Annotated in this window: 17 protein-coding genes; 9 read left to right on the top strand and 8 right to left on the bottom strand. The window is 70.0% G+C overall.

Annotation, left to right across the window (positions count from 1 at the left end):
• Nucleotides 1-146: 146 nt before the first annotated feature.
• The 6 genes from F4559_RS32195 (at nucleotide 147) to F4559_RS32170 (ending at nucleotide 6918) form a co-directional block, all read left to right on the top strand.
• Nucleotides 147-890: an SDR family NAD(P)-dependent oxidoreductase gene (locus F4559_RS32195; protein ID WP_184676457.1), complete on the top strand. Its 744-nt coding sequence runs from the start codon at nucleotides 147-149 to the stop codon at nucleotides 888-890.
• Entirely contained in the window at nucleotides 887-2293 is a 1407-nt protein-coding gene (locus F4559_RS32190; protein WP_376774692.1) for an AMP-binding protein, read from the top strand. The genes F4559_RS32195 and F4559_RS32190 overlap by 4 nt, the downstream gene beginning before the upstream one ends.
• Nucleotides 2290-3369 carry a LuxE/PaaK family acyltransferase gene (locus F4559_RS32185; RefSeq protein WP_184674842.1) on the top strand — a complete coding sequence of 360 codons (1080 nt, stop codon included), beginning with the start codon at nucleotides 2290-2292 and terminating at the stop codon, nucleotides 3367-3369. Before F4559_RS32190 ends, F4559_RS32185 begins: the two co-directional genes overlap by 4 nt.
• The gene (locus F4559_RS32180; protein WP_184674841.1) at nucleotides 3366-4586 is read left to right on the top strand and encodes an acyl-CoA reductase; all 1221 of its coding nucleotides are present in this window, start codon (nucleotides 3366-3368) and stop codon (nucleotides 4584-4586) included. Before F4559_RS32185 ends, F4559_RS32180 begins: the two co-directional genes overlap by 4 nt.
• A 32-nt stretch (nucleotides 4587-4618) precedes the next feature.
• The gene (locus F4559_RS32175; RefSeq protein WP_184674840.1) at nucleotides 4619-5617 is read left to right on the top strand and encodes a lysylphosphatidylglycerol synthase domain-containing protein; all 999 of its coding nucleotides are present in this window, start codon (nucleotides 4619-4621) and stop codon (nucleotides 5615-5617) included.
• A gap of 80 nt (nucleotides 5618-5697) precedes the next feature.
• Nucleotides 5698-6918, top strand: a complete 1221-nt coding sequence (locus F4559_RS32170) for an IS30 family transposase (RefSeq protein WP_446689144.1) — start codon at nucleotides 5698-5700, stop codon at nucleotides 6916-6918.
• A 64-nt stretch (nucleotides 6919-6982) separates the two neighbouring features.
• Here F4559_RS32170 and F4559_RS32165 read toward each other — a convergent pair whose 3' ends face one another.
• Both F4559_RS32165 and F4559_RS32160 read right to left on the bottom strand, forming a co-directional pair.
• A complete protein-coding gene (locus F4559_RS32165; RefSeq protein WP_184674839.1) occupies nucleotides 6983-8950 on the bottom strand; it encodes a DUF6541 family protein in 1968 nt (655 codons plus the stop codon).
• Nucleotides 8951-8983: 33 nt separating this feature from the next.
• Nucleotides 8984-9781, bottom strand: coding sequence for an HAD family hydrolase (locus tag F4559_RS32160; RefSeq protein ID WP_184674838.1), 798 nt, complete (start codon nucleotides 9779-9781; stop codon nucleotides 8984-8986).
• 69 nt (nucleotides 9782-9850) lie between these two features.
• Between F4559_RS32160 and F4559_RS32155 the strand changes: the two genes are divergently transcribed.
• Nucleotides 9851-10750, top strand: a complete 900-nt coding sequence (locus F4559_RS32155) for an LLM class flavin-dependent oxidoreductase (protein WP_184674837.1) — start codon at nucleotides 9851-9853, stop codon at nucleotides 10748-10750.
• A 53-nt stretch (nucleotides 10751-10803) separates the two neighbouring features.
• Here the strand turns inward: F4559_RS32155 and F4559_RS32150 are convergent, their stop codons facing one another.
• Nucleotides 10804-12765, bottom strand: coding sequence for a DUF6541 family protein (locus tag F4559_RS32150; protein WP_184674836.1), 1962 nt, complete (start codon nucleotides 12763-12765; stop codon nucleotides 10804-10806).
• Between the two features lie 192 nt (nucleotides 12766-12957).
• Between F4559_RS32150 and glf the strand changes: the two genes are divergently transcribed.
• Nucleotides 12958-14142 carry a UDP-galactopyranose mutase gene (gene glf, locus F4559_RS32145; protein ID WP_184674835.1) on the top strand — a complete coding sequence of 395 codons (1185 nt, stop codon included), beginning with the start codon at nucleotides 12958-12960 and terminating at the stop codon, nucleotides 14140-14142.
• Nucleotides 14143-14448: 306 nt separating this feature from the next.
• Nucleotides 14449-16392 (top strand): glycosyltransferase, encoded by a 1944-nt coding sequence (locus tag F4559_RS32140; RefSeq protein WP_312865920.1) that lies wholly within the window; start codon nucleotides 14449-14451, stop codon nucleotides 16390-16392.
• Between the two features lie 57 nt (nucleotides 16393-16449).
• On the opposite strand, the gene glfT1 is transcribed toward F4559_RS32140, so the two are convergent.
• From glfT1 to F4559_RS32115, 5 genes are all read right to left on the bottom strand, one after another.
• On the bottom strand, nucleotides 16450-17346 hold the full coding sequence (glfT1, locus tag F4559_RS32135) for a galactofuranosyltransferase GlfT1 (RefSeq protein WP_184674834.1): 897 nt from the start codon (nucleotides 17344-17346) through the stop codon (nucleotides 16450-16452).
• A 3-nt stretch (nucleotides 17347-17349) separates the two neighbouring features.
• A complete protein-coding gene (gene wzt / locus F4559_RS32130; RefSeq protein WP_184674833.1) occupies nucleotides 17350-18165 on the bottom strand; it encodes a galactan export ABC transporter ATP-binding subunit Wzt/RfbE in 816 nt (271 codons plus the stop codon).
• 9 nt (nucleotides 18166-18174) lie between these two features.
• Nucleotides 18175-19086, bottom strand: coding sequence for a galactan export ABC transporter permease subunit Wzm/RfbD (wzm, locus tag F4559_RS32125; RefSeq protein WP_184674832.1), 912 nt, complete (start codon nucleotides 19084-19086; stop codon nucleotides 18175-18177).
• A 59-nt stretch (nucleotides 19087-19145) separates the two neighbouring features.
• A complete protein-coding gene (locus F4559_RS32120) occupies nucleotides 19146-20009 on the bottom strand; it encodes a class I SAM-dependent methyltransferase (RefSeq protein WP_184674831.1) in 864 nt (287 codons plus the stop codon).
• 145 nt (nucleotides 20010-20154) lie between these two features.
• Entirely contained in the window at nucleotides 20155-20685 is a 531-nt protein-coding gene (locus tag F4559_RS32115; RefSeq protein ID WP_184674830.1) for a bacterial proteasome activator family protein, read from the bottom strand.
• Between the last annotated feature and the right edge of the window lie 50 nt (nucleotides 20686-20735).

The following is a 20735-nucleotide window of genomic DNA, read 5'->3' as shown; positions in this document are numbered from 1 at the left end:
TTTCGTCGTTCACCGGAACGGACGGACGTGGCGCGTGCGAATGCGGTCCGGTGCCGCCGGGTACTCTCAGATCTGCGTCCGGGCGTCGCTCGTCCGCGAGGGGCGCGCTTTCCGGTTCATCGATTCGGTACGGGACTGGTGTAGTGATCGACCTGAGCAGCAAGGTTGCCGTGGTGACCGGCGGTACGCGCGGAATCGGCCTGGCCACCGTGCGCGCGCTCGCGGAAGCCGGAGCGTCGGTGGTGCTCACCGGCCGTGACGAAGCCGTCGCCAAGGAGAAGGCCGCGGCGGTCGCCGCCGAGTTCGACGCGGACGTGTCCGGCCTCGCACTCGACGTGACCGACAGCAAGGCCGTCGCCGGCCTGATCCGGGGTGTCGCCAAGGAACGCGGTCGGCTCGACGTCGTCGTGGCCAACGCCGGCGTCCTGGAGGACGCGTTGATCGGCATGATCCGCGACGACCTTGTCGACCGGATGTTGACGACGAACGTGGCGGGCACGATCTACACCGTGCAGGCCGCCGCGCGCGCCATGATGAAGCACAAGACCGGTGCGATCGTCGTGCTGGCGTCCATCGTCGGCGAGAAGGGCAGCGCGGGGCAGACCGCCTACGCCGCGTCCAAGGCCGCCGTGGGCAACATCGCCCGGTCCACGGCCAAGGAACTCGGCCGCTACGGCATCCGCGTGAACGGCGTCGCCCCTGGCGTGATCGAGACCTCGATGACCTCGCACCTGGGCGAGGAAGTGCTGGACAAGCGCGCGGCCGACACGCCGCTGGGCCGCCTGGGCAAGGCCGACGAGGTCGCCCGCGTGATCCGGTTCCTGGCCAGTGACGACGCGTCGTTCGTGACGGGCCAGATCGTCGGCGTCGACGGCGGTCTGGTGCTGTGACCACCGGCGACCTGCTCCACCCCGGTGCCCGGTTGGTGGACGCGGCCGGCGGTGGTGTGCTGGACGGCGCGGCGCTGCGGGCGGCCGTCGACGCGGTCGTGTTCGACGACGTGCCCGCCGGGGTGTTGTTCGCCCGCACCGCCGTGGACGTGCCGAGTGTGCTGCGCTACCTGGCGGCCTTCGAGTCCGGTCGCGCGGTCGCGCTGCTCGACGCCGGCCAGGACCGGGACGTGCTGTTGGAACTCGTGGCGCGGTTCCGCCCGGCCGCCGTGCTCGGCGCCGAGGGCGACGCACCCGAGGGCTACCGGGAAGGCGACGTGGGCGGGTCCGCGTGGGTGCGCGAGTCGGCCGATGGCGTCGTGCCGCACCCCGACCTGGCCGTGCTGCTGCCCACCAGCGGTTCCACCGGCAACCCCAAGTTCGTGCGGCTGTCGAAGGCCGCCGTCCTGGCCAACGCCGAGGCGATCGCGGACGTGCTCGGCATCGACGCCGACGAGGTGGCGCCGACCAGCCTGCCGCTGCACTACAGCTACGGCATGTCCGTGCTCAACAGCCACCTGCTGCGCGGCGCGACCGTCGTGGTCGAGCCGACCGGCGTGATGGGGCGGCCGTTCTGGCAGGCCGTGGACGAGTACAAGATCACCTCGCTGGCGGGCGTGCCCTACCACTACGAGATGCTCAAGCGGCTGCGGTTCGACCCGGCCAAGTACCCGTCCCTGCGCACGATCACGCAGGCCGGCGGCAAGCTGCGCGACGACCTCGTCGTCGAGTTCAACGACAAGATGCGCGCCGCCGACGGGAAGATGTTCGTGATGTACGGCCAGACCGAGGCCGCGCCGCGCATGACCACCGTGCCCGCCGACCGGCTCGCGGACAAGATCGGCTCGGCCGGTCCGGCGCTGCCCGGCGGCGCGTTCGCGATCCGGCTCGAGGACGGCTCCGAGACCACCGCGCCCGACGTGGTCGGCGAAGTCCTCTACCGCGGCCCGAACGTGATGATGGGCTACGCCGAGTCCGAGGCCGAACTGGCGCTCGGCGACGTCGTCGGCGGCGTGCTGGAGACCGGCGACCTCGGCCGCCTCGACGCCGAGGGCTACCTGTTCATCACCGGCCGGCTCAAGCGGATCGGCAAGGTCTTCGGCAACCGGGTCAACCTCGACGACCTGGAACAACTGCTGCGGGTCGCGGGGTTGGACCTGGGTGCCGCCGCCGCCGTCCCGGCCGGGGACAAGGTCGTCGTCTGGGTGGAGAACGCGACCGCCGACGCGCGCAAGGCCGCGGCCAAGGCACTGTCGGAGAAGCTGCACCTGCACGTCAGCGGGTTCGACGTGCGGGAGATCGACAGCCTGCCGCTGCTGGCCAGCGGCAAGGTCGACTACCGCGCACTGGAGGGACGGGCGTGACGGACACCGTGTTCGGACTTGACCAGTCCGCGCGCGAGGCGGCGCTGCTGCCCGCGCTCACCGAGCTGACCGCGCACCACCGCGAGCACTGCGCGCCCTACGACCGCATCCTGTCCTCGTTGGGCACGCCGACGCGCTTCGACGCCGTGGCCGACCTGCCGTGGCTGCCCGTGCGCATGTTCAAGCACCACGTGCTCAAGTCCGTGCCCGACGACGAGGTGTTCAAGGTCCTCACCTCGTCCGGCACGACCGGCGCCGAGGTGTCCCGCATCTACCTCGACCGCGACGCGGCCGGCGACCAGCCGCGCTACCTGGGCCGCACGCTGCGCACCGTGCTCGGCGACCAGCGCCTGCCCATGCTCATGGTCGACACGATCGGCATCATCAAGAACCGGCGCTCGTTCTCCGCACGCGGCGCGGGCGTGCTGGGCATGGCCAACTTCGGCCGCAAGCACGTCTACGCGCTCGACGAGCAGGACCGCCCGGACGTCGAGGCGATCAAGGGCTTCCTGCGCGAGTACGGCGACCAGCCGTTCCTGATCTTCGGCTTCACGTTCATGGTGTGGCAGTACCTCTACGAGGTCGCCGTCGAGCACGGGCTCGACCTGTCCAACGGCATCCTGATCCACTCCGGCGGCTGGAAGAAGCTGATCGACCGGGCCGTGGACAACGCGGAGTTCCGCCGTCGTTTCGCCAACGACACCGGCCTTAGGCGCATCCACAACTACTACGGCATGGTCGAGCAGCTCGGCACCGTGTTCCTCGAAGGACCGTCGGGCAACTCGCTGTACTGCCCGGACTTCGCCGACGTGATCATCCGCGACCCGGAGACGTGGGCCGAGCAACCCGTGGGCGTGCCGGGCGTCATCGAGGTGGTGAGCACCGTGCCGCGGTCCTACCCCGGCCACGTGCTGCTCACCGAGGATCTCGGCGTCGTGCACGGCATCGACGACGGCGACTGGCCGGGCAAGCGGTTCTCCGTGCTCGGCCGCCTGCCCCGGGCCGAGGCGCGGGGCTGCTCGGACACCTTCAGCGGCGACGCGGCGCCGCGCGTACCGGCGGGAGCGGCGTCATGACCCTGGTCGAACAGCGCTTCCCGGCCGGACCGTCCCTGTCGGTCGACGACCTGCTCGCCGAGGTCGCCTCGGGCGACCGGCTCGAGGTCGGCGACCCGCGCGTGGTCGAGTTCCTGGTCCGCTTCGCCCGCAAGCTGCTCGCGCCCGCCGTGGCCCGCCGCTACCCGGAACTGGCCTCGCTCGGCTTCTTCCTGCGCCGCGGCGAGATCACGAAAGCGTTGGCACGCCTGGAAACCGGCTCCGCCGACGTGCTGCGGTTCCCGCGGGGCCTGGTGTTCCACGTGCCACCGGCCAACGTGGACACGATCTTCGTGTACTCGTGGGCGCTGTCGGCGTTGGCGGGCAACCCCAACGTCGTGCGCATCTCGTCGCGGTCGGCGGGCGCCGCGTCCACGGTGATCGACGCGTTGAACGAGGCGCTGGCCGAGGCCGACCCGGTCATCGCCCGCACCCAGCGCATGGTCACCTACGGCCGCGACGACGCCGTGACAGCCGCGCTGTCCGGCGCGTGCGAACTGCGCGTGATCTGGGGCGGCGACGCGTCCGTGCGCACGCTGCGCCAGTTCCCGCTCAAGCCCTCCGCGCGCGACGTGACGTTCCCCGACCGCGCCTCGTTCGCGGCCGTGTCCGTCGTCGGGTGGCGCGCGGCCACGCCCGAGCAGCGCCACGACGCGGTCGTGGGCTTCTACAACGACTCCTACTGGTTCGACCAGGCCGCCTGCTCGTCGCCGCGCACCCTGTTCTGGGTCGGCGACGCGAGCCGGGCCGAGCGCGACGAGTTCACCACGCTGCTGGCCTCGGTCACGGCGGCCAAGAACTTCGTGGTCGAGCCCGCGATGGCCGTGCAGAAGCGGGTCTCGGCCTACGGCGTCGCGGCCGAGGGCCACGCCACCGAGATCCGGTTCACCGGCAACGCGGTCGCCACCCTGGAACTGGCCTCGCCCGACGACGTGCCGCGCGAGTGGCTCGGCGTGGGCACGTTCCCGCAGGCGACGCTGGACTCCCTGGCCGACCTCGGGCGCATCGTCGGCCGCAAGGACCAGACGCTGTCCGCGTTCGGCTTCGACCGCGCCGAGCTGGTGGAGTTCGTCCGCTCGCTCGGCGGTCGCGGCATCGACCGCGTCGTGCCGTTCGGCAAGGCCCTCGACTTCGCGGCGATCTGGGACGGCTACGACCTGCTCGCCGAGTTCAGCAGGCTCACGACGGTGACCGTGTGACCGGCACGCGGCCCGAGACAACCGGAGAAGCGATGACGGCCGCACCCGACGCCGACTTCGAGTCGGCACGAGCCGAGGCGGAAGCCGCGGCCAAACCGGAGCGCACGCGCAAGCAGACGATCATCGCCTGGGCGCGGCGCGTGCTGGTGACGGTGGTCCTCCTGGGCGCCGGCTACCAGCTCTACGCCCAGTGGGACGACGTGTCCGCGACACTGCTGGCGTTGCCGTGGCAGTCGGTGGTGCTGTCCCTGGGCGCGGTGTTCGTCGGGCTGTTCCTCGGGTCGGTCGTGTGGAAGATCGTGCTGTCCGACGTGGGCGCGCCGGTGTCCTACGCCGACGCGGCGAAGTTCTACCTCGTCGGCGGCCTGGGCAAGTACCTGCCGGGCGCGGTGTGGGCCGTGCTGCTGTCGATGGAGCTGGCCAAGCAGGCGGGCGTGAACCGCGCGCGGTCGTTCACCGCGGGCCTGGTCGCCACCGGCATGGGCGTGGTGGCGTCGCTGATCACGGGCCTGGCGGCGTTGCCGGTGCTGTTGGGCGACTCGGAGCACCAGGAGCTGCTCTGGCTGTTCTCGCTGCTGCTGGTCGGCCTGGTGTTCCTGCACCCGAAGCTGTTGACCTGGCTGGTGAACCTGGTGCTCAAGGTGCTGCGCAAGGCGCCGCTGGAGCAGCGTTTCACCGGCAAGGAGGTGCTCAAGGCCACCGGCGTCGCGGTGCTGATCTACGTGCTCTACGGCGTGCACCTGTGGCTGCTGGTGAACTCGCTGGGTTCGCCCGACCTGGGCACGCTGGTGCTGTGCGCGGGCACGATGGGCCTGTCGATGACCGCCGGTCTGCTGGCGTTCTTCCTGCCGTCCGGCTTGGGCGCGCGCGAGCTGGTGATCACCGCGGCGATCGCGACCGTGCTGCCGTCCGGTCAGGCGGTGGCGTTGGCGCTGGTGTCGCGGCTGATGTTCACGGTGGCCGACCTGGCGTCGGCCGGCATCGCCGCCCTGGTCGCCCGGCTGCAGCGCGGCAAGACCATCGCGTCCTGAGTAGACGGTGAAAGCGCGAGGGCCCGACCGGGAATCTTGGGTTCTAGGAGTCGTTGCATCACCCCAGTTCAGGGGATGCGATGGACTTTCAGATCCGGGCGGTGCGGAAGCCTCAGGGGCCTCGGAAGTTGGCTGCGGAGCGGGCCGAATACTTGCGGCTCGTGCAGCGGGGAATGACCAACAAGCAGGCGTGCGGGCTCGTCGGGGTCAACCCGAAGACCGGCAGGCGCTGGCGTAACGGGCGTAACGCGTCTGGCAAGAACAAGGCGGCGTCACCGATCCAGTCGGTGGCGTCGCCTTCCGCACCGTCCCGCTATCCATGCGAGGACGACCGAATCCACATCGCCGACCGGCTGCGTGAGAGGGCCACGATCCGACAGATCGCTGCCGAGCCGGGCCGGAGCCCGTCCACGGTCAGCCGGGAGATCCGTCGTAACCGTCACCCCGGCAACGGTCAGTACCGGCCACATGCCGCGCAGGCCCGCGCCGACGCCCGGCGTCCCCGCCCGAAAGAGCGCAAGTTGGCGGCCAACGCCGAGCTGCACCGGGCTGTGCGGGACCATCTGGGTCGCAGGCTCAGCCCCGAGCAGATCGCCGCCGTGCTGCGACGGGACTTTCCCGACCGGCCGGAGATGCACGTGACCCACGAGACGATCTACCAGGCCCTCTACGTGCAAGGACGTGGCGAGCTGCGTCGCGAGCTGGCTCGGGCGCTGCGCACCGGCCGCACCGTGCGCAAACCCCGTCGCCGCCCCGGACAACGACAGCCGCGGTTCATCAACCCGATGATCATGATCAGTGGGCGTCCCGCCGAGGCCGAGGACCGGGCGGTGCCCGGCCACTGGGAAGGCGACCTGATCATCGGCAAGGACAACGCCTCCGCGATCGGCACCCTGGTCGAACGCGCCACCCGCTACGTGATGCTCGTTCATCTGCCTCACGGCCGCTCCGCCGAAGCCGTCCACGACGCTCTGATCGATACCCTCCAGGCCCTGCCCGCCCACCTCACCCGATCTCTGACCTGGGACCAAGGCGCCGAGATGGCCAACCACGCCGCGTTCAGCCTGGCCACCGACATCCCCGTCTACTTCTGCGACCCCGCCAGCCCCTGGCAACGCGGCTCCAACGAGAACACAAACGGTCTGTTGCGCCAGTACTTTCCCAAGGGCAGCGACCTATCGGGGCACACACCGGAGGACCTGGTCGCGGTCGCGGCCGAACTCAACGGCCGTCCACGCAAAACGCTCGGCTGGGACACCCCAGCCGAGCGCTTGGCTAAGCTCCTGGCCGAAGCCAGTTGATCACTTGTGTTGCTACGACCCCTGGAATCCGCCGAATCCGGTCGGGCCCTCTTCTCGTCCGGGCTCAGTTGCCGTCGCCGTCGGCCAGTTTCGACCAGTCGATCGCGTACAACTGGAAGTCCGGGTTGGCGTACCGCAGGCTCAGGGCGGGCAGCCCGTCCAGGTTGGTCAGCCCCGGCGCCCGGCGGAAACCGCCGATGTACCCGGTGCTCACCGCGACGTACCGGATGTTGAGGTCGCGGATCACCTTGGCGACCGCGGGATCGTCGGACAGGTGGTCGAAGTCGTCGAGCAGCAGTTGGCGGCGCTCGCTCGTCGGGTTCAGCAGGTAGTGGTTGATCACGGGGCGGACGCCGGTCAGCGCGTACATCCAGACCGTGCCGTCACCGCCGTCGTTCATGACCATCTCGTCCGGCTTGACGATCTTCCGGATCTCCCGCATGCCCTCCTGCTCGCGGACCGACAGCACGTTGCTGCCATAGGTCCACCACAGGCGTTCCGCGTTGCGCTGCACGTACCCGCCCTTGGTCTGGACGAGGAAGACCGCCGCGACGAGCACCGCCACCACGCCGAGCGCGGCGAAGGCCGTCCGCTCCGGCCGGAGCCGCACCACCCTGGACACCCGTTCGGTCAGCCACCGCACCGTCGACCACATGCCCCAGCCGGCCGCGATCGTCGCGGGCAGGATCATCGCCGAGACCAGGCGGAACCGGTCGTTCCACCACGGCGACGTGATCGCCTGCGCCCACGGGAAGTCGACGCCGCTGGCCACGACGAACAGGAACAGGAACACCAGCCACCCGGCGGCGACCCAGCGCAGCAGGTCGTTGCGGAGCATCAGCAGGACGCCCAGCACCATGAAGCAGGCCAGCAGCCACTGCGGCCAGGACGAATCGCTGCCCAGCAGCAGCCCGTCGCCCAGTGCCTTGGACGGGGACGTGACGGCCGGCCAGTCGTAGGCGGCGGTCATGCCGGCCATTGTCAACGCGCCCAGCAGGTACGGCAACGCCAGCAGGCCGACCCCGGCCGCGGCCAGGCCGAGGCGCGGCAGGTCGCCCCGCAGGAACCGACGCCGGTCTTCGACGAGCCGGTGCACCGCGAAGCACGCGCCGAAGATCGCGCTGACGAAGATCATCGCCGAGTGCGTGCCCGTCAGGCCGACGCCGGCGAACGCCACCAGCGGTCCTGCGCGGTCCGCACCACCGCGGAACCAGTGCACCAGCAACGCCAGGAACGGCAGCACGAGCGACAGGCCCGCCGCGTAGGGGAAGAGCTGGCCCCACTGGTACAGGTCCCACGGGTAGTTCGCGAACGACGTGGACACCAGCGCCGCCGCAGCGGCGAAACCCGCGCCACCGCCGACCGCGCGCACGAACGCGACCGCGCCCAGCGGGACCACCAGGGTCGTGGTGACCGCCATGCCCGTGTTCATCACGCGCGGGATGTCGGCGCCTGTCGTCTGGTAGACCAGCGCCTCGAAGCAGTGGTACGCGTAGGGGTAGAACGAGCCGCCGGGCTTGTCGGGGAAGTCGATCCAGCCCAGCATCCGGGTGCCGGACTCCCCGGTCGTGCCGATCAGCCTGATGGCGGTGGCGTGGTACGGCGAGTCCCAGCCCACCGGCACCGAGCCCAGGCCGTGCGTGGCGACGATGATCACGTTCACCGCGACGACCGCCGCGACCACCACGGCGGCGGCGACCGCGATCGTGCCCGTCCGCGACCAGGGCGTCAGCGTGGTGGTCAAGACCAGGCCACGTCTTCGGGCGAGTACCACGCCCCCGGCGGTGAGCAGCGCGACCAGCGCGCCGAATCCCAGGTACACCACGATGTCCCAGCCCAGACCGAGCCCGGACGCCAGCGGTGCGGCCACCGCGACCAAGCCCATCGAGACGGCGGGCGCGACGCCCGCCAGCAGCCAGCCGCGCACACCGGCCAGGCCCGCGATCACCGCCCCCGGCAACCACAGCAGGGCGATGGTGACCGCGATGGCGGCCAACGCACTGCCGTTCACGTCGAAGATGACGTCGAGCAAAACCCAAACCCCCTGATCGGAACACTCAAAGAATCAGAACCACCGCTCGACCACCTGCGCCACCCCGTCGGCCGAATGCGCATCGGTGACCTCGTCGGCCACCGCGAGCACCTCCGGGTGCGCGTTGGCCACGGCGACGCCGTGCCCGGCCCAGTGCAGCATCGGCACGTCGTTGGGCATGTCGCCGAACGCCACCACGTCCGCCGCGTCCACACCCTCGCGTTCGGCCACCTCGGCGAGACCCGTTGCCTTGGTGACGCCCTGCGGGGAGATCTCCACCAGACCCGAGTTCGTCGAGTAGGTCGCCACGACCGAGTCGCCGAGCAGCGAGGTCACCGCCTCGGCCATCAGGTCGCTGGTCATCTCCGGGTTGCGGATCAGCAGCTTGACCGCCGGGTGGCCGAGCACCTCCCCGCGCGACGCCGTCGTGTGGTCGTCGTGCGACCACGTGTGCGGGTATTCGGGCTCGGACAGGTACGGGTCGACGCCGCGGCCGACGCGTTCGGCCGCGAAGGTGCTTCCGGGCAACAGCCCGTCGAGCGCGGATGTGATGTCCGCCAACATCGCGGGCGTCAGCTCGTGCCGCCACACCACTCCGTCGGCGAGCACGTCGTAGAGCACGGTGCCGTTGGAGCACACCACGAGCGGCGACGCGCCCGCGGCCAGGCAAACCTCGCGGACCCAACGCAACGGACGTCCCGTGACCAGCACGAAAGGCAGTCCGGCCGCCCGGGTCCGGCGCACCGCGGCGGCTGTGCGCCCGGTCACCGAACCGTCGACCGCGAGCAGCGTGCCGTCCAGGTCGGAGGCGATGAGGCGAGGTTTCTCCACGCGCACATCCTGCCTTGCCCGCCGATCGGCCCGATGAAGATCCGCCGTACGGCTCGTTACTGTCGATGTGTGCGCGCAGGCATCGTGATCCTTCCGGAAGACCGTTGGTGGGCCGCTGAACCGAAGTGGCGTGGTGCGGAGGAGTACGGGTTCTCCCACGCCTGGACGTACGACCACCTCGGCTGGCGTTCCCTGGTGGACCGGCCGTGGTTCTCCGCGGTGCCGGTGCTGACCGCCGCCGCCGCGGTGACCTCCACGATCCGCCTGGGTACTTACGTGGCCACGCCCAACTTCCGCCACCCGGTGCCGTTCGCCCGGGAACTGCTCGCCCTGGACGACATCTCCGACGGTCGGTTCACGCTCGGCGTCGGCGCCGGCGGTTCGGGCTATGACACGCACGTCCTGGGCGGCGGGGGACCGTTGGCGCCGGCCGCGCGCGGCAAGCGGTTCGCGGAGTTCGTCGAGCTGCTCGACCGCCTGCTCACGGTCGAGCGCACGGACTTCTCCGGCGAGTACTTCAGCGCCGTGGAAGCCCGCAGCACGCCCGGCTGCGTCCAGCGCCCCCGACTGCCGTTCCTGATCGCGGCCAACGGCCCGAAGGCGATGGCCGTCGCCGCCCGGTACGGCTCGTCCTGGGTGACCACCGGCCCGGACACCGAGGACGACGACGCGTGGTGGGCCGGCATCGCCGAGTCGGCGGCGCGGTTCGACGAGATCGCGGCCGGCCGCGTGCCGACCCGGCACCTCAACCTCGACTCCGGCCCGGTCTTCTCGCTGACCAGCGTCGAGCGGTTCCGCGACTGCGTCGGCCGGGCGACGGCGCTCGGGTTCACCGACGTGGTCTGCCACTGGCCGCGCGACGAGGGCGTCTACGCGGGCCGCGAGTCCGTGCTGGAGCAGGTGGCCGCCGACGTCCTGCCCGAATTGGCGGCACCCCGCACCGGATCGCCCACGCACCCCGAGAGCTGAAGACACCGCCGGGGAGGCCGCGACGTGACCTCCCCGGCGGGACGTACGGGTGCTCAGCCGCCCGCGACGACCTCGCCGGGCGGGGGCACCAGCCGGTAGACCACTGCGTTGTCGTTCTCGTAGATCTTCGTCAGGAACGGCTTGCCTTCCAGGCCGCGCAACCCGCCCGCGCGTTCGTTCCAGCCCCGCACGAATCCTTGCCCGAGGATCACGTACCGGACGTTCAACCGCTTCACCGCGGCCCGCACCGCGGCGTTTTCGTCGTACTCGACGAAATGTTGTTCCAGCATCGCGATGGCCGGTGACTCCAACGAACCGTCGTAGTGCCCGGCGATCGGCTGCACCCCGGCGATGGCGTACATCCACAGCGTGCCGTCGTTGCGGTCGTTCAGCACCCGTTCGCCGGGTTGCACGACCTTGGCCAGTTCGTGGAACGCGAGCACCTCGCCGGTCGACACCACCGCGTCGTTCTTGTCCTGACCGGGTGCGTTGCCGTAGCCCCGGGCGACCTGCCCGGCGTTGAGCGTGACGTACATGCCGCTGAGCCCGATGAACGCCGCGGCCACCACGGCCACCGACGCCGCGCGCACCGGCGGTCGACCGGACGCGTCGCGTGCCAGTCCCGCCAGGCGGTCGTGCAGCACCGCGAACCCGTGCCCGGCCACCACGATCAACGGCACGCAGGCCAACGCGATCAGCCGGTACTGGTCGTTCCACCACGGGCTGGTCACACGGGCCACCCACGGCTGCGCGTAGGACGCCGTCAGCACCCACACCGCGCCGAACAGCGCCGCCGCACCGAGCAGCCAGCGCTGGTTGCCCAGTCGCCACGCGAACGCGAGACCCACCCACAGCGGCAGCGCCAGCCAGTACTGGGGCCGGTCGATGATGTGCTGGAACGTCAGCAGCGAGCCGACCGACTGGGAGACCGGGAACGTCGACGGCCAGTCCACGATGGCGATCGTGCCCTTGATGCTGGCGGCGCCGAGCAGGTGCGGCAGCGTCACCAGGACGGCGGCCAAGCCGGGCGGCACGGTCCACAGGATGTCGCGCAGCATGACGCGCGGCGCACGCCACCAGCGCTGCACCAGGAACGGGATCACGAAGAGCACCCCGCCGAACAGGTTGCTGGAGTGCACGCACAGCATGCCGATCGCGACGCCCGCGAAGGCCGCACCGGTGTCCAGTCCGGGCCGGCGCAGGTAGCGGTCCACCACCACGACCAGCACCGGCATCAGCGCGAGGCCCAGGGTGAAGGTCAGCAGCGGCCCGCGCCACAGGTTGTCGTAGGTGGCACTGGTCGACGCGGCGGCGACCAGTGCGGTGAACACCGCGGTCACCGCCCGGCCGCGGAAGTGGCGGACCATCGCGGCCAGTTCGAACACCAGCAGGCCGGGCAGCAGCGCCATGTGCGCGTTGACGACGGCGGGCACGGTCGCGCCGGTCAGCTTGAACACCAGCGCGCCGACCAGGTGGTAGGCGTTGGGGTAGAACACCCCGGTCGGCACGTCGTACCAGTTGACCTTGCCGGTGCCGTACAGGCTGCCATCGCCGGTGTCGGCGATGTAGCGGATGCCGTTGGCGTGGTACCCGGCGTCCCAGTCCTGCGGCACCACGCCCAGGTCGAAGTCCATGGCCTTGAGCAGGACGAAGATGCCCACGCCCGCGCCGACCACCACCGCGAGCACCACGGCCGCGTGCCCGCCGGGCGCCCACGGCGAGGTGTCGGGTTCCCCCCTGCCGCGCAGCCGGACGGCGACCAACCGTGCGGCCAGGAACAGCAGGGCGATGACGACGGTCGAGACGACGAACGTGAGCACGTCGAACCGGATGCCGATCTTCGACAACCACGGACCGGCCAGGCCCGCTATCAGGTAGGTGAAGACCGGTGCGACGGCCGCGAGCAGCCAGCCGCGCAATCCTGCGGCCAGTGCGACGAGACCACCCGGTACGAACAGCACGGCGAGGTAGACCGCGATCGTTCCTGCGGTCAGAAGGGGGCTGGCTTCGGCCACAGGCTCACCCAACGAAGTAGCTGGGGCGCGGAGGGGGGTGCACGCCCGCATGGTGCGCGAAGGCTATACAACCGACCCGAGGTGTCCGCACGAACCCCGAGATCGGCGGTCGGAGCACGTCGACGCTGTTCACGGACTCCGGAACGGAGGGTCGTGCGGTTGTATCCGACGTCACCGGTACCCTCGGACGGCGTGAGCTTCGCAGGGTATGACCTGATCGTGGTCGGTTCCGGTTTCTACGGGTTGACCGTCGCCGAGCGCGCCGCCAGTCAGCTTGACAAGAAGGTGCTCGTCGTCGAGCGCCGCGAACACATCGGCGGCAACGCCTACTCCGAGGCCGAACCGGAGACGGGGATCGAGGTGCACCGCTACGGCGCGCACCTGTTCCACACGTCCAACAAGCGGGTCTGGGACTACGTCAACCAGTTCACCGCGTTCACCGGCTACCAGCACCGGGTCTTCGCCATGCACGACGGCGTGGCCTACCAGTTCCCCATGGGTCTGGGCCTGATCACGCAGTTCGTCGGCAAGTACCTGTCGCCGGAGCAGGCCCGCGCGTGGGTGGCCGAGCACGCCGCCGAGGTCGACGCCGCCGACGTGCAGAACCTCGAGGACAAGGCGATCTCGCTCATCGGCCGCCCGCTCTACGAGGCGTTCGTGCGGGACTACACCGCCAAGCAGTGGCAGACCGACCCGAAGAACCTGCCCGCCGCCGTGATCAGCCGGCTGCCGGTGCGCTACACCTTCGACAACCGGTACTTCAACGACACCTACGAGGGTCTCCCCGTCGACGGCTACACCGCGTGGCTCGAGCGCATGGCGGACCACCCGAACATCGAGGTGCGGCTGGACACCGACTTCTTCGACGTCCGGGCCGAGATCCCGCACGGCACCCCGGTCGTCTACACCGGTCCTGTCGACCGGTACTTCGACTACTCCGAGGGCTGGCTGGGCTGGCGCACGCTCGACTTCGAGCAGGAAGTGCTGCCCATCGGCGACTTCCAGGGCACGCCGGTCATGAACTACAACGACGCGGACGTCCCGTACACCCGCATCCACGAGTTCCGGCACTTCCACCCGGAGCGGGAGTACCCGGCCGACAAGACGGTCATCGTCCGCGAGTTCTCCCGGTTCGCGGAGAAGGACGACGAGCCGTACTACCCGATCAACACCGCCGAGGACCGGGCCAAGCTGGAGCGGTACCGCGAGCTGGCCAAGCGCGAGGCGGCCGAGCGCAACGTGCTGTTCGGCGGCCGGCTGGGCACCTACAAGTACCTGGACATGCACATGGCCATCGGTGCGGCGCTCAGCGCGTTCGACAACAAGATCGCCCCGCACCTCACCACCGGTGCGTCGCTCGACGGCAGCCTGGACTAGTCCGTGTTCCGGGTGTGGGGTACGTGCCAGCCGCGCCGGTGCGCCCACCGGAGGCACGGGCGGAACGCCCCGATACGACAGCGGTATCGGGCCGTCCCGCCCGCACCACCGGAGAACGAACCGATCACGACTCCCACACACGCCACACCCGGAACACGGCCCAGGCGCCCGTGTCGCGTCGCGCGGCATGTCCGCGCGACGCGGTATGGTCGGTTTTATTCCCGAATCGCGCCACCGCGTTCCGGTGGACGCGCTCGTCCGCACCTGACCCGAACCGTCGTCCGGCGGTTCGCCGGAGGAAAGCCAGTGACCGAGCAGAGCCCCGTCGACCCGAAGCACCAGGGCACCGCCGATTCCGCTTCGGCTCGTGACGGTGCGGGTCTCGACCCGAAGAAGGTGCTCCAGCGGGTCATCCTGCCGCGCGACGAGGACCCGCTCGACGTCCGCCCGCTGTACCTGGACGAGCCGGAGAACGTGCACTCGCACGTGTCGTCCCGCCGCTCGGTCACGGTGCCCGCGTCGGCCAAGGTGTCCTTCGCGTCCTACTTCAACGCGTTCCCGGCCAGCTACTGGAAGCGTTGGACCGTCGTCGACGAGGTCGTGCTGCGCCTGCGGGTGCGCGGCGCCGGCCGGCTCGACGTGTACCGCTCCAAGCCCAACGGCGACATCGTCCACCTCGACGGCCGCCCGGTGCGCGGCGACAAGTCCGCGTGGGCGTCGGTCGAGTTCCGGGTCAGCCTGAAGCCGTTCGAGGACGGCGGCTGGATCTGGTTCGACGTGTTCACCGACGAGTCCACGCTGGAGATCGGCGAGGCCGCCTGGACCACCGACCTCGACCTGCCCACGCAGCAGGTCGCCATCGGCATGACCACCATGCGCCCGGTCGACGCCGTGATCGCGTTGCGTGCGCTGGGCGAGGACTCGGCCGTGCTCGACGTGGTGCAGAAGGTGTTCGTCGCCGACCAGGGTGCGGTCAAGGTCCGCGACACCGAGGGCTACGCCGAGGCCGTGCGCCTGCTGGGCGACAAGCTCGAGGTCATCGAGCAGGACAACCTCGGCGGTTCCGGTGGTTTCACCCGGGGCCTGTACGAGGCGATCGAGCACACCGACGTCGACCAGATCATGCTCATGGACGACGACATCCGCCTGGAGCCGGACGCGGTGCTGCGCTCCAACGCGTTCGCCCGCGCGTGCGCCCAGCCGGTGATCGTCGGCAGCCACATGCTCAACCTCCAGGCCCGCGCCCGCCTGCACAGCATGGGCGAGGTCGTGGACCTGGGCACGTGCTACTGGCGGGCCGCGCCGGGCGCGCTGACCGACCACGACTTCGCCGCGGAGTCGTTGCGCGAGACCGAGGAACTGCACCTGCGCATCAACTCCACCTACAACGGCTGGTGGATGTGCCTGTTCCCGCGCGAGGTCGTGCAGCGCACCGGCTACCCGCTGCCGCTGTTCATCAAGTGGGACGACGCCGAGTACTCGCTGCGGGCGCTGGAGAACGGCTACCCGACGGTGTCGCTGCCCGGCTCGGCCGTGTGGCACATGCCGTGGACGGACAAGAACGACGCCACCGACTGGCAGGCGTACTTCCACACCCGCAACCGGCTGGTGCTGGCCGCGTTGCACAGCCCGTACGACGTGCGGTCGACCCTGCTCAAGCAGGGCCTGAAGCTGTCGCTGCGGCACCTGCTGTCGATGGAGTACTCGACGGTCGCCGTGCAGCAGAAGGCGATCGAGGACTTCCTGGCCGGCCCGACGAAGCTGTTCGACTCGCTGCGCACGGCGTTGCCGGAGATCCAGGCGCTGCGCAAGCAGTACACGGACGCGCAGGTGCTGCCGTCGGCCCGTGAGTTCCCGCCGCCCACGTTCGACATGGTGCGCGCCGAGTCCATGCTGAAGCCGCCGACGAACCCGGCCACGATCGCGGCCGAGGCGGCGAAGGCGTTGGTGCACAACCTGCGCGAGCCGGACTCGTCGACCACCGAACGCCCGCAGATCAACGTGCCGGCGACGAACGCCCGCTGGTTCCTGCTCGGCAACCTGGACTCGGCGACCGTGTCCAACGCCGACGGCAGCGGCGTGGCGTTCCGCAAGCGCGACCCGAAGGAGTTCCGCGCCCTGATGAAGCGCGCGGTCCGCAACTACCGCCGGCTGGGCCAGGAGTGGCCCCGCCTCAAGCAGGTGTACCGGGACGCGTTGCCGGAGCTGACCTCCGTCGAGTCGTGGCGGAAGGTCTTCGAGAACGACTGATCTTCTACCGAGGAAGCCCCGCTCCGGCAACGGAAGCGGGGCTTCCTCGCGTTCAGGTCACTTCCGGAAGAAGCGCTCCCGGCGGCCGAGGCGGACCAGGCGCAGCCACTCCAGGAACGCCTTGGGGTCGCGGCGCACCCCGACGAAGTACAGGCCGAACCGGAACACCTCCAGCAGGCCCAGCTTGCGCATGCCCGGCTGGGACAGCAGGTAGCCCCGGTTGCGGTAGGTGTAGTAGCGCTTGACCGGGTTCTCCGGGTCCTGTGCGTGGAACCGGCCGCCGAGCATGGGCTTGAACTCGTCCGAGCCGTCCGGGTGCAGGTAGGCCACGCGCAGCGACGTGCCGAACGGCACGCCCGAGCGCACCAGCCGGCGGTGGATCTCCACCTCGTCGCCGCGGAAGAACAGCCGGTAGTCCGGCACGCCGACGACGTCGAGCGTCGAGGCGCGGAACAGGGCGCCGTTGAACAGCGACGCGATGCCGGGCAGGAAGTCGTCGCCGAGGTCGGCGGCGTCGCGCTTCCACGTCAGGCCGCGACGCAACGGGAACGCGAGCTTGTCCGGCCGCTCGATGTTGGCCACGACCGGCGAGATGGCGGCCAGCTTGCGCTTGTCCGCCTCTTCGAGCAGCACGGCGAGCACGGTCTCGTCGGCGGGCCGGCCGTCGTCGTCGGCCAGCCACAGCCACTCCGCGCCCAGCGCCAGGGCGTGCAGCATGCCGAGCGCGAACCCGCCGGCGCCGCCGAGGTTGCGGTGCGACACCAGGTAGGTCGTCGGGATCGGGCACTGCTCGACGAGGTCCTCGACCGGCTGGTCGGGGCCGTTGTCCACGACCACGAGGTGGTCGAGCGGCCTGGTCTGGGCGGCCAGCACCTTCAACGAGTCGGCGAGCAGCTCGCGTCGGTGCCGGGTCACCACCACACCGACGACCGAGCCTTTCGGCAGTGCGCTCACGTCCTACTCGCCACCGTTCCCGCTCAGTGCGTGCGTCTGCCCGATCCTGGCCAGCGTCTCCGCGTCCAAGTGCTCGTAGGGGTCACGTCCCTTGTAGGTGGTGACCACCTCGCGCAGCCCGCCGAACATCTTGACGCGTCCCTCGTCCATCCAGATCGCCGAGTTGCACAACTCGACCAGGAACTCGTCCGAGTGGCTGGCGAACACCAGGATGCCCGACCGCTTCACGAGGTCGTTCAGCCGGTCCCTCGCCTTGGCCATGAACGCCGCGTCGACCGCGCCGATGCCCTCGTCGAGCAGCAGGATCTCCGGGTCGATCGACGTGACGACGCCGAGCGCGAGCCGGACCCGCATGCCGGTGGAGTAGGTGCGCAGCGGCATCGACAGGTAGTCGCCGAGTTCGGTGAACTCCGCGATGTCGTCGACCCGCTTCTCCATCTCCTTGCGGCTCATGCCCAGGAACAGCCCGCGGATCATGATGTTCTCGTACCCGGAGATCTCCGGGTCCATGCCGACGCCGAGGTCGAACACGGGCGCGACCTTGCCGGAGATCCGGGCGCTGCCCCGGGTCGGCTCGTAGATGCCCGAGAGCAGTCGCAGCAGCGTGGACTTGCCCGCGCCGTTGTGTCCGACCAGGCCGACCCGGTCGCCGTGCTTGAGCGACAGGGTGATGTCGTGCAGGGCCTCGATGATCGGGACGCGGCCTTCGGAGCCGATCTTGCCGCCGACCTTGCCCAGGGCGAGCTTCTTCAGCGACCGCGACTTGGCGTCGAAGATCGGGAAGTCGACCGAGGCGTTCCAGACGTCGATGCTGACCATTGATTCCACTCAGACCCAGTAGGAGACGCGGGCACGGTAGTTGCGCAGCGCCACGAGTGCGAGAGCCCAGCCGACCAGGGTCAGGGCTCCGACGACGACCCAGTGGTGCCAGCTCTGCTGGTGGCCGAGCAGGGGCGCGCGCACGATCTCCACGTAGTGGTAGATCGGGTTCAGCTCGGCGATCAGGACGCGCCAGCTGCCCTCGCCGTTCGTGACCTTGTTGAGCACGCCGGTGTGCCACACGATCGGCGTCATGAAGAAGATCAGGTTGATGAAGCTGTGGATCACCGGGGGGATGTCCCGGAACCGCGTGCTGATGATGCCGAACAGCAGCGCGACCCACACCGCGTTGACCACGATGAGCGCGAACGCGGGGATCGCCAGGAGGATGTCCCACCCGATACCGGGCTGGACGACGTTCTCGCCCTCCATCGTGTAGGGCTTGGTCAGCGCCGGGAAGAAGATCGCGACCACGACCACGTACACGGCCAGGTTGTGCACGAAGAACAGCACCTGGCGCCAGACCATGCGCAGCACGTGCACGGTCATCGGCGCGGGGAGGTGCTTGATGAGCCCCTCGTTGGCGATGAACACGTCCGTGCCCTCGGACACCACGCCGAGGATGAAGTTCCAGATGACGAACCCGGCCGTGACGTACGGGAGGAACGTCGGGAGCTGTTGGTTGAACAGCTGCGAGTAGAGCAGGCCGAGCGCCAGCGCCGTGGTGCCCATCGAGATGGTGATCCACAACGGACCGATGAGCGACCGGCGGTAGCGCTGCTTGATGTCCTGCCACCCCAGGTGGCCCCACAGTTCGCGATTGCGCCAGGCGTCGCGGACGTCGGCGAACGCCCGCGCGAACGTGCGGGAATCGGGTGCCGGGGGTGGCGCCGACGGCGCGACCGTACTCGTGTGCTGCACGATTGCTGAGACTACCGGCGGCAGGTCGGTGCCCCTGCCGCCGGGCGGTCACGGTGCGATCACCGCTCCGTAGCGGGCGTCAGCACACTGGTCACCTTCATGACCACCTGTTCGTTGTCGTACGTGTACCCCTCGTAGCTGAACTCCAGGCCGGACCGCTCGACGTACTCCGTCCAGGCGAGGTGTTCGTGCTGCTGCCACCCCGGGAAGTTGAAGTACTCGTCGAACACGATCACGCTGCCCGGCACCAATCGCGGTCCGACCAGGTCGAGCACGGTCCGCGTCGACGAGTACAGGTCGCAGTCGACGTGCAGGAACGCCACCGGCTCCGGGTGCTCGGCGAGGAAGCCGGGCAGGGTGTCGTCGAACCAGCCGGGCACCAGTTCCGCGCCGGGCACGTCGGGCAGGCCGTCGACGCTGAACATCCCGGCCGGGAAGCCGTTGCGCCAGTCCTCGGGCAGACCCTCGAACGAGTCGAAGCCGAAGACGCCGCGGTCCTCCAGCGCCTGCGCGATGATCTTGAGGGTCGTGCCGGTGTACACGCCGAACTCCAAGGCGAGCCCGTCCGCGGCCACCAGGGACAACGCGTACTCCAGCGTGGCGTGCGGGTGCCCGAACTGGGGCACGGTCGGCATCACCTCGCGGACGAACCGCGCGCTTTCCAGCGCGGCTTCCTGCTCACCCGCGAACACCAGGTCGCGGCGGGCGCGCACCTCGAACCGACGGGTGTCCTCGGCGATCCGGTCGGACTGGCGGCGCAACTCCTCGCGCACGTCGGCGAGTTCCCTGCTGACCCGGTCGAGTTCGGCCGCCTGCGCTCGGTGGTAGGGGCCGACGACCTCGTCGATCGCGCGGGTCACCTTGTCGCGCAGCGTCCGCCTGACCTGGTCGGCGCGCAGAGCCCGCCGGAGGTTGTCGAGCACCGGTTCTCCTTTCGGGGGATGTGGGCGAGAACACGGTCGACCAGTGGGGCGCGGATGTCCAGAGCCGCGCCCGAATTCGACGACCGGGTGCCGCGGCCGGTGCGCTCCGTCGTCGGTGCGCGACGGAGTGCCATGAACCGCGTGGTCAGAGGTACTGACCGGTTCCGCGCGGGTTGGGGCCGTGCTCGTGCTCGCCCGACGATCCGGCGGGCAGCGCACGTCCACGCATCTGCTCGAGCTGGGCGCGTGCCGACATCTGCTGGGCGAACAGCGCGGTCTGGATGCCGTGGAAGACGCCCTCCAGCCAGCCGACGAGCTGTGCCTGGGCGATGCGCAGCTCGGCGTCGCTCGGCGTGCCCTCCTCGGTGAACGGCAGCGACAGGCGCTCCAGCTCCTCGCGCAGCTCGGGCGCCAGGCCGTCCTCCAGTTCGAGGACCGAGCGCTTGTGGATCTCCTTGAGGCGGTTGCGGCTGGCCTCGTCCAGGGGAGCGGCACGCACCTCCTCCAGGAGCTGCTTGATCATCGTGCCGATGCGCATCACCTTGGCGGGCTGTTCGACCAGGTCGGTGATGCCGGGTGCGTCCTCCTCGCCGGCCGGTACCCGCGCGGTGGTGACCGGGGTGCCGTCCGGGCCGACGACCACGACGTGGCGTTCTTTTTCGCGTCCCTCGCTCATGCGTCCATCCTGGCCCGATGGCACACGTCCCGGGCAACCGGGTACGCGAC

Source organism: Saccharothrix violaceirubra (assembly GCF_014203755.1).
Lineage (GTDB): Bacteria > Actinomycetota > Actinomycetes > Mycobacteriales > Pseudonocardiaceae > Actinosynnema > Actinosynnema violaceirubrum.
Note: the sequence above shows the minus strand (reverse complement) of the source record. Positions and strands in the feature narration are given on the sequence as shown.